This window comes from Sulfitobacter albidus (assembly GCF_018200035.1).
Taxonomy (GTDB): domain Bacteria; phylum Pseudomonadota; class Alphaproteobacteria; order Rhodobacterales; family Rhodobacteraceae; genus Sulfitobacter; species Sulfitobacter albidus.
In genome coordinates, this window is sequence record NZ_CP073581.1 from 3,360,901 (window position 1) to 3,374,084 (window position 13,184).

The following is a 13,184-nucleotide window of genomic DNA, read 5'->3' on the forward strand; positions in this document are numbered from 1 at the left end:
TCAGAAGCGGAGGAAATTTGATCCGGCACTGTCTCTCCTTTGCTCAAGACCTTCGGGGCCAAAGACCGACACGACATTCAGCAGCGTCCAGCCGCGCGCGCCCAGACGGCGCGCCAACTCGTCCCGCGCGGCATTGCGTGAGCAGTCGCCGCGCAGCTCGGCCACACCGTAGTGCAGCCGCAGCGGATTGTCCTGTTTCGCCTTATAGTCGGCGTAGCAATCGGCCGCCTGCGCGGGCAGGGCCAGCGTGCCGATCAGCGTGAGGGAAAGAAGAAGGTGTTTCATGTCCCCTTGATGCGTTGGGACGCGGGGATATTCAATATCCCACGCCGCGCGGCGTGGCTGTTATCCGATAGCACCGCGCTGTTATTGCCTGTCTCGCAGACCGATGCCCATCCTGATCCCATCTTGCTGCCCGGTGTCTGTGCCCGGGTCGGCGCCCACAGAAAAAGGATCAGACCCATGCGACTTGCCCTCTCCTCCCGCTTTCTCAGCACACTTGCCGCGACGGCGCTGGCCCTGACCGCCTTTACCGCCGCGCCGGCCTATGCCGATGACGACCGCACGGCACGGGCACTCGCCACGATCCTTGGCCTCGCCATCGTGGGGAAGATCATCCACGACGAGCGCAAGGATGACAAAGAGAAGCGCAAGGCGCGCCAGCAGGTCTACAAGCCGCAGGCGCATACGCACCGCCACGGGCATCTCACCCATCGCCATCACGACGGGCAGGTGCGGCACTCGCATCGCTCGCACCAGCCCAAGCCGCGCCCTTTGCCGCGTCGCGTGGACCGCAAGCAACTGCCCAAGCATTGCTTTCGCAGCTACGACACCCGGCAGGGCACGGCCTATATGTTCGGGCGCCGCTGCCTTGAACGGTCCTATCAGTTCGTGAACCGCCTGCCGCAGGCCTGCGCCCAGCGCATCCGCACCTACGACGGTAAACGCCGCGGCTACAACGCGCGCTGCCTGCGCCGCAACGGATACAGCCTCGCACGGGGCTGAGGGATCCGGCGCCAACGGGGGTATCACCACCCCGGCGCCGGCGGGCCGCGGCATGTCCCTGTCGCGGTCCATCAGGGGAGGGGGAGGCGTTCGGGCGCTTCCCCCTTTTCGCTTGTGCTGTGCCGGTCGATCCGGTTTTTCAGGGGCATGACACCTGATTACTCATTCGAGGCCGCCGCCCGGGCCCAGGGCTATCTGCGCATCGCCGGCGTGGATGAGGTGGGGCGCGGGCCACTGGCCGGTCCCGTCACCGCCGCCGCCGTTGTGCTGGATCCGGCGCGCATCCCCGAAGGCCTCAACGACAGTAAGAAACTGACCAAGCGGCGGCGCGAGGCGCTGTATGAGCAGATCCTCGCGCTGGCGGACGTCAGCGTCGCCCATGCCAGCGTCGAAGAGATCGACGCGCACAACATCCTGCGTGCCAGCCACATCGCCATGGTGCGCGCGATTCAAGGTCTGGCCACGCCGCCAGACTACGTGCTGATCGACGGCAATATGATCCCCCGGGGATTATCCCTTCCGGCGGAAACAATCGTGAAGGGCGATGCGCGGTCGGTGTCCATTTCGGCGGCCTCAATTATGGCCAAAATACGGCGCGATTGTGTCATGTTGTCCCTTGCGCAACAGCACCCCGGCTACGGCTGGGACACCAACATGGGTTATGGATCAAAAAGCCACATGTCTGCGCTGCAAAATCTTGGCGTGACCCCACACCATAGACGTAGCTTCAGGCCCATCCACAATATCTTGTGGCAAGAATAATTACTAAATTTCTGTTTCAAAAAACGAATTGACCGGGAATCACCCCCCGGTCATCTTGGTCGTCAACCAATGAGTGCACAAATGCACCGGGGCAGAGGCAGAGCATGAAGACCAAGACGAGCGCAGCGGAAACGCTGCCCCTGAACACGATCCTGAGCGGCGATTGTATCGAAGCGATGAACAGTCTGCCGGAGGCAAGCGTTGATCTGATCTTCGCCGATCCGCCCTATAACTTGCAGCTGCGCGGCGATCTGCATCGTCCCGACAACTCCAAGGTCGACGCCGTCGACAACGACTGGGATCAGTTCTCCAGCTTCAAGGCCTACGATGATTTTACCCGCGCCTGGCTCAAGGCCGCCCGGCGGCTCTTGAAACCCAACGGCGCGATCTGGGTGATCGGCAGCTATCACAACATCTTTCGCGTCGGTGCCGCATTGCAGGATCAGGGGTTCTGGATCCTCAACGACGTGGTCTGGCGCAAATCGAACCCGATGCCGAATTTTCGTGGCAAGCGCTTTACCAATGCCCATGAGACGATGATCTGGGCGGGTAAGGACGAGTCGAGCAAATACACCTTCAACTACGAAGCGCTCAAGGCGCTGAACGAAGGCATCCAGATGCGCAGTGACTGGGTTCTCCCGATCTGCAACGGCCACGAGCGACTCAAGGACGAGCATGGCGACAAGGCGCACCCGACGCAAAAACCCGTGAGCCTGCTGCACCGGGTGCTGGTCGGATCGACCAACCCCGGTGATGTCGTGCTCGACCCATTCTTTGGTACCGGCACTACGGGTGCCGTGGCCAAGATGCTGGGCCGCGACTGGATCGGGATCGAGCGTGAGGAAGCCTACCGCAAGGTTGCCACCAAGCGCATCGCCGACACCCGCAAATTCGATAGCGAGGCGCTGCAAACCACAACCTCGAAACGCGCAGAGCCGCGCGTGCCTTTTGGCCAGCTGGTCGAACGCGGCATGCTGCGCCCGGGCGAAAACCTCTATTCGATGAACAACCGCCACAAGGCGAAGGTCCGTGCCGATGGCACGCTGATCGGCGACGATGTGAAAGGATCGATCCACCAGGTCGGTGCCGCCCTCGAAGGCGCGCCAAGCTGCAACGGCTGGACCTACTGGTGCTATAAGAAAGAAGGCAAACGCGTGCCCATCGACGTTCTGCGCCAGCAAATCAGGGCCGAGATGCAGAACTGATCCCCACCGACATTCGAACACCGCCAGTGTCACTGCGCCCTCCACATGAGGGACCGCATCGATGACACTCACCTTGGCCCCGCCTTTTTGGCGGGGCCCTTTTTTTTTGCGTCAACTGATGCGTGGGCGGCGTTTCGGGCGGCGCTGCATCGCCTGTTGCACGTATTGTGTCCCGAATTCCGATTTGTTCACGACATAGAGCACACCCGCGCTTGCCGCCTTCTCCCACATGAAGGGGGTGGGCCAGTCGCTGACCATGATCACGGGGATCTGCGCCAACCGGGGGTCTGACGCCAGCTCAAGCGCGAAATTCGCGCCGATGCCGTCGGGCAGGTTGTTGTCGAGCAGGATGAGGCTGATCTGCCCCTCGGCCAATGCCTCGCGCGCGGATTGCAGCGTTGCGGCGACCTTCACGCCCATGCGCTGGGCAGATTTGGCGATCACACGGGTCATCATCAGCTGATCGAATCGGCTGTCCTCGACGATCAGGCAAGTCGGATCAAGTGTTCGGGTCTGTTGGTGGGTCTGGTGTTGCATGCGGTCTCCCTCACCTCGACATGCCACTCCTATGCCCCACGCACGTTAAGAAGTGTTTAGCGCGGAGGCGGATTGGCGGCCGCGTTGTAGGCGCTCCAATCGCTGATCTCGGGGTAGTAACGCTTGCGCCATTCGCGCACACGCGGGTTCATCACCCGCCGCCACAGCGGGGGCACCAACGCCAGCATCGTCATCACCGGATAGCCGTGGGGCAGCTGCGGCGCCTCATCGGGGCCGTAGGTCTGCAGCACGGCGAAACGGCGGTCGGGTTTGTAGTGGTGATCGGAATGGCGCTGCAGATTGATCAGCAGCCAGTTCGAGGCCTTTTGCGCGGCGTTCCACGAATGGCGGGGCAGCACGTGTTCGTATTTGCCGTCGCCCAGATGTTTGCGGGTCAGCCCGTAGTGTTCGATGTAGTTGACCAGCTCCAGCTGCCAGATCGCGACGCCGGCCTGCACCAGAAACAGCCCGACACCCGTCCAGCCGCCAAGGGAGAACGCAATCACAAAGAACGCCGCTTGCAGCGCCCAGTAGCGCCAGAAGGGATTGCTGCGGTCGGTCCAAGGCTTGTTCTTGCGCGCCAGCATCGCGGCCTCGGCGTCAAAGGCGGATTGCCAGCATTGGCGCAGAACGCGGGGGTAGAACCGGTGGAACCCCTCGTTATAGCGCGCCGTCACCGGATCGCGCGGCGTGGCGACATAGCGGTGATGCACCAACAGATGTTCGGACCGGAAATGCGAATACAGCACCATCGCCAGCAGGATATCGGCAAACCACCGCTCCATCTTGTTGCGCTGGTGCATCAGCTCGTGGGAATAGTTGATGCCCACCGTGCCGGTGATCACACCGACGCCGAAGAAGACGCCGACCTTCTCCCATCCGATCAGATGGGCCGCCTGCGGCACGTACCACAGCAGGCTGATCAGCAGCGCGAATTGCACGGGCACCCAGATTGTCGTGATGGCGCGATACCAAAACAGATCATCTTCGGTCGCCGAGAGATCCGCGTTTTCGGTGTTCAGCCCCAATGCCGCATCCAGCGCGGTGAACAGATACCACGTCACGACCGGCACGATTGCAATCGCCCACCCGCCGTAGAGGGCGGCGATCCACGCCAGCGGCACCAGCCCCAGCGATAGCCAGAACGGCAAGGCGCGGCTGAACTTCGAAAGCTCTGCGGGGGCAAGGGGCGTGGTCGCGTCAGTCATGGGGTCGTCCGTCGTTGGCTACAGACGCAGCCATAGCACAGATTTGCACCCTGCAATATGTGGCGCTGCGTCACTGCGCCAGATCAAAGGCCTTGCGCATCACGGTGGGCAGATCGGCGGGGCCGAATTCGGCCCGCGTGCGAAAGCTGCCACGGGTGGGGGTACAGTCCGCAGGAAGATCGGCGCGCATGACGCGCAGGATCAGGTGGAAATGCGTGAAGGTATGGCGCACCTCGCCGGGCAATTCTGTCCAGTCGCCGGGGGCGGGCGGCGTGGCTTCGGGGGCGTCCCCTTCGGCCCATTCCGATCCGGGCCAGCCCAGCATGCCGCCCAACAGCCCCCGCTCGGGCCGCGTCTCAAGCAGCCATGCGCCATCGGCGCGGCGCCCGAGGTAGACGGTGCCGTAGCGGGTTGGCTTGGCCTTCTTGGGCAATTTGCGCGGCAGATCCGCCGCCGTGCCCGCCACGCGCGCCGCGCAGGGATCGCGCCACGGGCAGATCCCGCAGGCCGGGTTGCGCGGGGTGCAGATCGTGGCGCCGAGGTCCATCACGGCTTGGGCGTAATCTCCGGGCCGTGTGGCTGGCGTCAGAGCCTCGGCGCGGGCCATCAATTCGGGCTTGGCCGTGGGGAGAGGCGTGTGAATGTCGTGCAGCCGCGCCATCACCCGTTCCACATTCCCGTCGAGCACGGCGTGCGGCAGATCAAACGCGATGGAGGAGACGGCAGCGGCGGTATAGGGGCCGATCCCCGGAAGCTTGAGCAGCGCGGCGTGATCGGCGGGAAAGGCGCCGCCGTGATCGGCCACCACCGCGCGCGCGCACTTCAGCAGGTTGCGCGCCCGCGCGTAGTATCCCAGCCCGGCCCATTCGGCCATCACCGCCGCATCCTCGGCCGCGGCCAGATCGGCGACGGTCGGCCAGCGGGTGATGAAGCGGATGAAGTAATCCTTTACCGTGGCAACGGTCGTCTGTTGCAGCATGATCTCGCTCATCCAGACGGCGTAGGGGTCGGGCAGCGTGCCGCCCTTGCGCGCCTGCGGAGAAACACGCCACGGCATCTCACGAGCGTGGCGGTCGTACCACTCCAGCAGGATTACAGACATGTTATCTTTGTCACGCACAGTTTATGATCTCGGTTTGATATGGCAGGGTGTGAACGGGTCAGGCTTGCGCTATCATCGCTGCTGTCCCACATAGGGTGCAGACCGTGATAGGCCGCACCGACCGCAATGAAAAGGCACCCACCCGACCGATGCCAAAACGCCGCGCCACGACAAAGGGGTTCGCCCGCACGTCCAATCTGCTGACGCAGCGGATCCGGCAGGCGTCGGAATCGCGTGGCTTTGCGCAGTCGCGTCTGTTGACCAACTGGGCCGAAGTCGTGGGCGAAGAGACGGCAGCGATGTCGCGCCCGGTCGAGGTATCCTACGGGCGTGGCGGCATGGGGGCGACGCTGACGCTGCTGACCACCGGCGCGCAGGCGCCCTTGCTTGAGATGCAAAAGGAACAGCTGCGCGCGCGGGTCAATGCCGTCTACGGCTACAACGCCATTGCACGCATCCGTGTGACGCAAACCGCCGCTACCGGCTTTTCCGAAGGCAAGGTCGCATTTGAACACGCGCCGAAAAAGACCGCCGCCACGCCCGACCCCGCCCTGCGCGCCCGCGCGCAGCAGACTGCAGCGGATGTGGGTGACGCGGGCCTGCGCGAAGCGCTCGCGCGGCTGGCCGAGAATGTACTGACCAGAACAAACACACCGCGACGGGGCTGAGCGTCACGTCGCTACGCACACTCAATAGAGGAACGAACAGATGAACCGCAGAAATCTTTTGCTTGGCGCCTTTGCCGCCCTTGGCCTTGGTGGCTGGTATCTGACCACGCCGCGCCCTTCCGGCACGGCGGGCGCGCCCGATCTGGCGCTGCCGGGGGCCGCCAATGCGCAGACCAGCGCGGGCGACATCGACATCTCGGGGATCGAGGAAATGGTCGCGGGCAATCCCGACGCCCCCGTCGAGATCATCGAATACGCGTCCTTTACGTGCCCGCATTGTGCAACCTTCCACGCAGGCCCCTACAAACAGCTCAAGGCCGATTACATCGACACCGGCAAGATCCGGTTTGTCTACCGCGAGGTCTATTTTGATCGCTTCGGCCTGTGGGCGTCGCTGGTTGCGCGCTGCGGCGGGGCCGAGCGGTTCTTTGGCATCACGGATCTGATCTACGCCGGGCAGTCCGAATGGACCCGCGCGGGCGACCCGGCGGCGATTGTCGAAGAGCTGCGCAAGATCGGGCGCCTCGCAGGCATGGACACCGAAACCATCGAGGCCTGCCTGCAGGACGGCGATCAAGCGCAGACGCTGGTGGCGTGGTACCAGCAGAACGCCGAAAAAGACGACATCGACAGCACACCGAGCTTTGTCATCAACGGCACGAAATACTCCAACATGGCCTACAGCCAGATGAAGCAGATCATCGACGAGGCGTTGGAAAGCTGATGGCGGCGCCCCTTGCCGGATTGAAAGTCATCGAACTCGCGCGGGTTCTGGCGGGCCCATGGGCCGGTCAGACCCTGTCTGATCTGGGTGCAGAGGTCATCAAGGTCGAAAGCCCGCAGGGCGATGATACCCGGCAGTGGGGACCGCCCTTTGTGGAGCGGGAGGGCGATCGCTCGGCCTCCTATTTCCATTCGGCCAATCGGGGAAAGGCGTCGGTCACGGTGGATCTGCGCACCGATGCGGGGCGCGAGAAGATGCACGCACTGCTCGAAGATGCCGACATCCTGATCGAGAATTTCAAGACCGGCGGGCTTGCCAAATACGGGATGGATTACGCGACCCTGTCGGCGCGGTTCCCCCGGCTGATCTATTGCTCGATCACCGGTTTCGGGCAGACCGGCCCCTATGCGCATCGCGCGGGCTATGATTTCATCATCCAGGGCATGTCGGGCCTGATGAGCATCACCGGGGAGCCTGACCGCCAGCCGCAAAAGCATGGCATGGCGATCACGGATATCTTCACCGGGATTTACGCGACGACGGCGATCCTTGCAGCGGTGCACCAGCGTGCGCAAACCGGCGTGGGCCAACAGATCGACATGGCGCTGATGGATTGCGCGGTGGCGATTACCGGTAATCAGGCGATGAACTATCTGACGACGGGCACGGCGCCGGTCCGGCTGGGCAATGCCCATCCCAATCTGACCCCCTACGAAGTGTTCGAGACCTCCGATGGTCACGCCATTCTTGCAACCGGCAACGACGGGCAATTCCAGCGGCTGTGCCGCCTGCTGGGCCTCGACGATATGGCAAGCGATACTGACTATGCCAGCAATGCCGACCGTGTGGCCAATCGCCCCGAGATGAACAGACGGATTCAGGAGGCGGCCCGGCGTTTCACCCGCGACGCACTGCTGGCCGCCTGTGAGGCGCACAATGTGCCGGCCGGCCCAATCAACGACATGGCGGATGTGTTCGAGGACCCGCAAGTCAAGGCGCGCGGCATGCAGTTGGAGATCGACGGCATTCCCAGCATCAACTCCCCGTTCAAATTTTCCGGCGCCGAGTTGGCGCTGCACCGCCCCGCGCCGAAACTCGGTGAGGATGACTGACCTCTCCCCGGGAATCCGAATTTTTCGAAAAATTCGGGCCGGAATTTTTGGAAAATTCCGCTCACGTGGCCGGTGTGGTGATGCGTTTCAGGGCTGCGATCAGGCCGCTGTCGTCTGAGAACACCAGTCGGACCGGCAGGGTGATGACCCGATGGCGGAATTCTGGCGGCAGGCGGACCGCGTCCTTTTCTGTCGTGACCAGTTGCGCACCGGCGGCGCGTGCATCGGCCTCCAGCCGGCCCAACAACGCCGCGCTGAGACGTTGATGATCGTCAAGCGCTTCGGCGTGCACCAGCGTGGCGCCAAGACCGCGCAGCGTGGCAAAGAATTTCTCCGGATGCCCGATCCCGGCAAAGGCCAGTAGCGGTGTATCCGTCCAGTCCATCCCGGTTTGCAAGGGGCTCAACGTTGCGCGCAGGTGGGGCAGGCCGTCCGGCACATGCCCTGCGGCGCGCGTGTCAAACTCGGCCTGCGCCGCATCGTCCCCGATCGACAGTAGCATATCGGCTCGCGCCAACCCGACCGTTGCGGGTTCGCGTAAAGGCCCGGCAGGCAGGCACAACCCGTTGCCGAACCCCCGCTGCGCATCGACCACCACAAGGCTCAGATCGTAGGCAAGGGCGGGGTTTTGAAATCCATCGTCCAGCACGATCACTTCCGCCCCGGCGGCCACCGCGGCTGCCGCTCCTGCCGCGCGGTCGCGCGCCACCCACACTTCGGCAAATGCCGAGAGCAACAGCGGCTCGTCCCCGACCTCGGCCGCGCTGTGGCGAGCGGGATCGACGCGGGTGGGCGCGGTCAGTGTCCCGCCGTAGCCACGACTGACGACATGGGGCTCAAGGTAAAGATCGCGCAGACGCTCAAGCACGGCGATCACCGTGGGCGTTTTGCCGGTGCCGCCTGCGTTGATGTTGCCAACACAGATCACGGGCACCTGAAGGCGCCGGGGCGTTCCCCGCGCCAGCCGCCGTGCGGTAGCTGCGGCATAGAGCGAGCCGAGCGGTTGCAGCGCGCGCGCGCGCAGGCCGGGGCGGGGGCGATCCCAGAACGCGGGCGGGCGCATCAGCGGGTGCCCGCTTGTGTGTCGAGTGTATCCTGAATCAGATCGCTGATCCGGTCGAAAAGCGCCGCGCCCTCACTCACAACGCGCCAACCGGCCCGGGCCATCAGCGCGGCCTGGTCCGGCGCCACCAACTGCGTCACGGCCGTTCCCAGCGCGGTACTGTCGTTCACGATGCGCGCCGCGCCTTCATTGGCCAGCCGCGTATAGCTTTCAAGATACGGGCCCACCCGCGGCCCGTACAGGATGGCCGATCCCAGCGCCGCGGCTTCCATCGGATCGCAGCTTTGTGTGCCCTGGCCCAGGGAACCACCCAGAAAGGAGACCGGGGCCAGCCGGTAGAACAGCCCAATCTCGCGGGGGTCCTGAAAATGCAAAACCTGCGTACTTTCGTCGGGAAACTCTCCATTATCCCAATCACAGGCGCGAAAATCCTGCTGGCGACATTCGGCCATGGCGTCGGCGGCAGGGAGCGCTTTGGCGGGTCGCAGCACCAGCAACAAACGGTGCGACAGGCGCAAGGCACGGCGGTGCGCGGCCAGGACAGTGCCCAACTCTTCGGCCTCCACCCCGTTGGCAAACCAGACCGGACGGCCCACGCAGGCCGCCGTCAGTTCGGTCTCGTCGTCGGGGTTGCACGGCAGTGCCCGCCCGCCTGCCAACAGGGCCGAGGCAAGTTCGATCTGCGAGCGGTCGAGGCCTGTTTGTGTCAGCTTGCCGACGGCGGCGGGGGAGGCCGCGAGGACGGTCATGAACAGCGGCAATAATGTGCGCAGCACGTCCGGCAACCAGCGGTCGCGGCGCTGCTCGAACCCGGCTTCATGCGCGGCGAGCAAAATCAAGGGCACGCCACTGTCGTCAGCGGCAAGGATCAGATTTGGCTGTAGCGCCCCCCAGATCCAGATCCCGCAATCGGGGCGCCAGTGGTCGATAAAGGCCGTGCATGCATCGGGATGGTCGCCGGGCAGCGGGCGCAAGTGAATAGCGTAGTGGTGCGCGACGGCGCGCTTGTGGCCATCGCGCAGGGGCGCGGGCAGGGTCACCAGCACCGACAGTCCTTCGCGCAAGGCAATCTGCTGCGCGGCCAGATCCACGGTGGCCAGAAAATCGGCATCGCGGGCGCAGTGCAGCCACAACAGCTCTCCGGCAGGGCGGGGCGTGCCGGTATCGACCGCCCCCGCCTGCGTGCGCCGCGCGAGCGCCCGGTAGGCGCGCAATCCCAGTGAGCGGGCCACGGCCGCGCGGTCAGCCCAGCTCTTCGGTGGGCGAGACGGGTGTTTCCTCGTCCCGCAGCCGGTGCAGATGGGCGATGTAATAGCGCATATGTGCGTTATCCACGGTGCGCTGTGCCTCGTTTTTCCACGCATCATAGGCCGCGTCGTAATTCGGGAAGATGCCGACGACGTGCAGATCATCGACGTTCTTGAAGACGTTTTCGCTGGGCGTTACCAGCTCTCCGCCGAAAACGAGGTGAAGTCGTTGGACCATGGGGCACTCCTTTGGTTCGGGCTCGATCTTGTGTGTACGCGCGCGCCGGGTGGCGTCAAGCGGATCAGCGCGTGGCGACCGGATCGAGCGCGTCAATAACCGCGTCGTGAATCGGGCATCCGCCCGCCACCACCCCGTCGAGGCGCGGGTCGGCGTTGTTGAACACCAGGTCGCGCCCGTGGCGATCCGAGCAGCGGCCGCCGGCCTCCGCCACGATCAGCGCCCCTGCGGCGATGTCCCATTCCCAGCTGGGCCGCAGGGTGAGCATCGCGTCGAACCGCCCCTGCGCCACCAGCCCCAGCCGGTAAGCGAGCGAGGGCCGGTAGGCGCGTTTGAAGGCAGGACAGGCGCCCGCCCGCCACAGGGATGCCGCGAGCGCGGGTTTGGCCGCCAGGATCGTCGCGTCCTCCATCGCCGCAACCGGGGATGCGTGCACGCGCACCCCGTTCAGATAGGCACCGCCCCCCCTGCGCGCAGAATACAGCAGATCGCGCAGCGGCAGGTAGATGACGGCGGCGGTGATCTCTCCCCGCTCGGCCACGGCGAGGGCATGGGCCCAGGTGTTTGCCCCTTCGGTAAAGCTGCGCGTGCCGTCGATGGGATCGATGATGAACACGTGCTCGCGCGACAGGCGTTCGGTATCATCCTCGGACTCCTCCGACAGCCAGCCGTAATCGGGGCGCGCGAGGGTCAGCGTCCGGTGCAGGGCGCGGTCGACGGCCAGATCGGCCTCGGTCACCGGGCCGGCGCCGTCGGGCTTGTCCCAACGCTGCGCCCGCGCGCCGGAAAAGCTGGTCGCGATGCGCCCGGCCATGCGGGCAGCGTCGATCAAGAGCGGCAGGTCAGCTCCCGGCAAGGGTCATCCCCGGCACGAGGATCGACGGGACCACCCGGCTCAGCCAGTCGCGCGCGTCGTCGGCGGGCACCATGGCGCCCAGCATGTCACGCAGATTGCCCGCGATCGTGCATTCGTTGACGGGATAGGTGATTTCCCCGTTCTCGATCCAGAAACCGGCAGCACCGCGGGAATAATCGCCGGTGTTGGGATTGATCGTCGATCCGATCATCGAGGTCACGAGCAGCCCGGTGCCCATCTGCGCCAACAGATCCGCGCGCGTGGCCTGCGCGCCCGCCAGCCGCACGTTCCACGTGGCGGGTGAGGGGCCGCTGCCGGTGCCGCGCGCCGCATTCGCGGTTGAGCGCTGCCCCAGTTGACGCGCGGTCGCCAGATCCAGCGTCCAGCCCTGCAACACGCCATCGGCCACGATAGTTCGGTTTGCCGTGGCCAGGCCTTCGGCATCGAAAGGGCGTGAGCCGGGCACGCGGGGCGGTGTGGTTCTTCCACCAGCGACAGATGCGCGGGCAGGATCCGCTTGCCCAGATCGTCGCGCAGAAAGGATGCGCCGCGCGCGATGGAGGATCCGTTCACCGCGCCCAGCAGATGGCCGATAAGGCTGCTCGCAATCCGCTCGTCAAACAGCACCGGGTAGCGTCCCGTGGGCGGCTTGCGCGCGTCGAGCCGTTCGACCGCGCGGGCAGCAGCGCGGGTGCCGATCTCTTCCGGCGCGCGCAGATCGGCCTGGAAGATGCGGCTGTCACCGTCATAGTCCCGCTCCATCCCCGTCCCGGTGCCCGCGATCGCAAGACAGCTCAGACCCCGGCTGGTGCGGCGATAGCCGCCAGAAAAGCCGTTGCTGGCGGCGAGATGGATCTGGTCGGCGCTGTAGCCCGCACTGGCCGATTGCACCTGCGCAACGCCCGGCACCTCCAAGGCGGCGGCCTCGGCGCGGGCAGCGTCGTCCTGCAGGGCCGCAGGCGTGGGCTCATCGGTCGGATCGGCAAGCTGCAACGCCTCTGCATCCGCGCCCTGCGCGAGCATGTCGGGATCGGCGAGGCCCGCGTATGCGTCTTCGGGCGCCTCGCGGGCCATGGCGACGGCGCGCGCCGCCATCTCGTCAATCGTGCGCGTGGCTGTGTCGGAGGCCGAGACAATTGCCAGCCGCTGCCCCACAAACACCCGCAGGCCGATATCGGTGCTTTCCTCGCGTTGCGCTTCTTCCAGCGCACCGCCACGCACATCCACCGAAAGCGACGTGCCGCGCGTGGCCATGGCGTCCGCCGCATCCGCACCCGCGCGCTGCGCTGCCTCCAGCATCTGCGCGGTCAGCGCCTCAAGGGGGTTGGTCATGCAAATCTCCGGGGCTGTGGCATCGCACGACAGGTAGCCGCCCGCCCGCATCCTAGCAAGGGCAGGCGCCAAAAGAAAAAGGGCGGCCCGGTGTGCCCGAACCGCCCCCTGCGCAGCGTCAGCTT

14 protein-coding genes and 1 pseudogene are annotated in these 13,184 nt (G+C 65.1%); 6 read left to right on the forward strand and 9 right to left on the reverse strand.

The genetic code is table 11. From position 1 onward, the window contains the following. The gene (locus KDD17_RS16445) at positions 1 to 285 is read right to left on the reverse strand and encodes a hypothetical protein (protein ID WP_212704645.1); all 285 of its coding nucleotides are present in this window, start codon (positions 283 to 285) and stop codon (positions 1 to 3) included. A 177-nt stretch (positions 286 to 462) separates the two neighbouring features. Here KDD17_RS16445 and KDD17_RS16450 point away from each other — a divergent pair, with 177 nt between their 5' ends. The 3 genes from KDD17_RS16450 to KDD17_RS16460 all read left to right on the forward strand — a co-directional run bounded on the left by KDD17_RS16450 (position 463) and on the right by KDD17_RS16460 (position 2,972). Beyond that, positions 463 to 1,005 carry a hypothetical protein gene (locus KDD17_RS16450; protein WP_212704646.1) on the forward strand — a complete coding sequence of 181 codons (543 nt, stop codon included), beginning with the start codon at positions 463 to 465 and terminating at the stop codon, positions 1,003 to 1,005. 147 nt (positions 1,006 to 1,152) lie between these two features. Further along, positions 1,153 to 1,767, forward strand: coding sequence for a ribonuclease HII (gene rnhB, locus KDD17_RS16455; RefSeq protein WP_212704647.1), 615 nt, complete (start codon positions 1,153 to 1,155; stop codon positions 1,765 to 1,767). A 104-nt stretch (positions 1,768 to 1,871) separates the two neighbouring features. Then, entirely contained in the window at positions 1,872 to 2,972 is a 1,101-nt protein-coding gene (locus KDD17_RS16460; RefSeq protein WP_212704648.1) for a site-specific DNA-methyltransferase, read from the forward strand. A 111-nt stretch (positions 2,973 to 3,083) separates the two neighbouring features. Here KDD17_RS16460 and KDD17_RS16465 read toward each other — a convergent pair whose 3' ends face one another. From KDD17_RS16465 to mutY, 3 genes are all read right to left on the reverse strand, one after another. Then, entirely contained in the window at positions 3,084 to 3,509 is a 426-nt protein-coding gene (locus KDD17_RS16465; protein WP_212704649.1) for a response regulator, read from the reverse strand. Between the two features lie 56 nt (positions 3,510 to 3,565). Beyond that, on the reverse strand, positions 3,566 to 4,717 hold the full coding sequence (locus KDD17_RS16470) for an alkane 1-monooxygenase (RefSeq protein ID WP_212704650.1): 1,152 nt from the start codon (positions 4,715 to 4,717) through the stop codon (positions 3,566 to 3,568). A 70-nt stretch (positions 4,718 to 4,787) separates the two neighbouring features. Further along, complete coding sequence (gene mutY / locus KDD17_RS16475) at positions 4,788 to 5,819, reverse strand: A/G-specific adenine glycosylase (protein ID WP_254796831.1); 1,032 nt, start codon at positions 5,817 to 5,819, stop codon at positions 4,788 to 4,790. Positions 5,820 to 5,968: 149 nt separating this feature from the next. Between mutY and KDD17_RS16480 the strand changes: the two genes are divergently transcribed. From KDD17_RS16480 to KDD17_RS16490, 3 genes are read left to right on the forward strand one after another with little or no spacing between them, the layout of a single operon-like run. Beyond that, positions 5,969 to 6,487, forward strand: coding sequence for a DUF721 domain-containing protein (locus tag KDD17_RS16480; protein WP_212706280.1), 519 nt, complete (start codon positions 5,969 to 5,971; stop codon positions 6,485 to 6,487). A gap of 40 nt (positions 6,488 to 6,527) precedes the next feature. Then, the gene (locus tag KDD17_RS16485) at positions 6,528 to 7,211 is read left to right on the forward strand and encodes a DsbA family protein (RefSeq protein WP_212704652.1); all 684 of its coding nucleotides are present in this window, start codon (positions 6,528 to 6,530) and stop codon (positions 7,209 to 7,211) included. Beyond that, complete coding sequence (locus KDD17_RS16490) at positions 7,211 to 8,323, forward strand: CaiB/BaiF CoA transferase family protein (RefSeq protein WP_212704653.1); 1,113 nt, start codon at positions 7,211 to 7,213, stop codon at positions 8,321 to 8,323. Before KDD17_RS16485 ends, KDD17_RS16490 begins: the two co-directional genes overlap by 1 nt. Positions 8,324 to 8,384: 61 nt before the next feature. On the opposite strand, the gene lpxK is transcribed toward KDD17_RS16490, so the two are convergent. The 5 genes and pseudogenes from lpxK to KDD17_RS16515 all read right to left on the reverse strand — a co-directional run bounded on the left by lpxK (position 8,385) and on the right by KDD17_RS16515 (position 13,059). Continuing rightward, a complete protein-coding gene (lpxK, locus tag KDD17_RS16495) occupies positions 8,385 to 9,386 on the reverse strand; it encodes a tetraacyldisaccharide 4'-kinase (protein WP_212704654.1) in 1,002 nt (333 codons plus the stop codon). Beyond that, positions 9,386 to 10,618 carry a 3-deoxy-D-manno-octulosonic acid transferase gene (locus tag KDD17_RS16500; RefSeq protein ID WP_212706288.1) on the reverse strand — a complete coding sequence of 411 codons (1,233 nt, stop codon included), beginning with the start codon at positions 10,616 to 10,618 and terminating at the stop codon, positions 9,386 to 9,388. Before KDD17_RS16500 ends, lpxK begins: the two co-directional genes overlap by 1 nt. A 10-nt stretch (positions 10,619 to 10,628) precedes the next feature. Beyond that, the gene (locus KDD17_RS16505) at positions 10,629 to 10,871 is read right to left on the reverse strand and encodes a DUF4170 domain-containing protein (protein ID WP_212704655.1); all 243 of its coding nucleotides are present in this window, start codon (positions 10,869 to 10,871) and stop codon (positions 10,629 to 10,631) included. Between the two features lie 64 nt (positions 10,872 to 10,935). Next, positions 10,936 to 11,727 carry an inositol monophosphatase family protein gene (locus KDD17_RS16510; RefSeq protein WP_212704656.1) on the reverse strand — a complete coding sequence of 264 codons (792 nt, stop codon included), beginning with the start codon at positions 11,725 to 11,727 and terminating at the stop codon, positions 10,936 to 10,938. Continuing rightward, positions 11,714 to 13,059: pseudogene (locus KDD17_RS16515) on the reverse strand (TldD/PmbA family protein). The gene KDD17_RS16510 and the pseudogene KDD17_RS16515 overlap by 14 nt, the downstream one beginning before the upstream one ends. Positions 13,060 to 13,184: the final 125 nt, after the last annotated feature.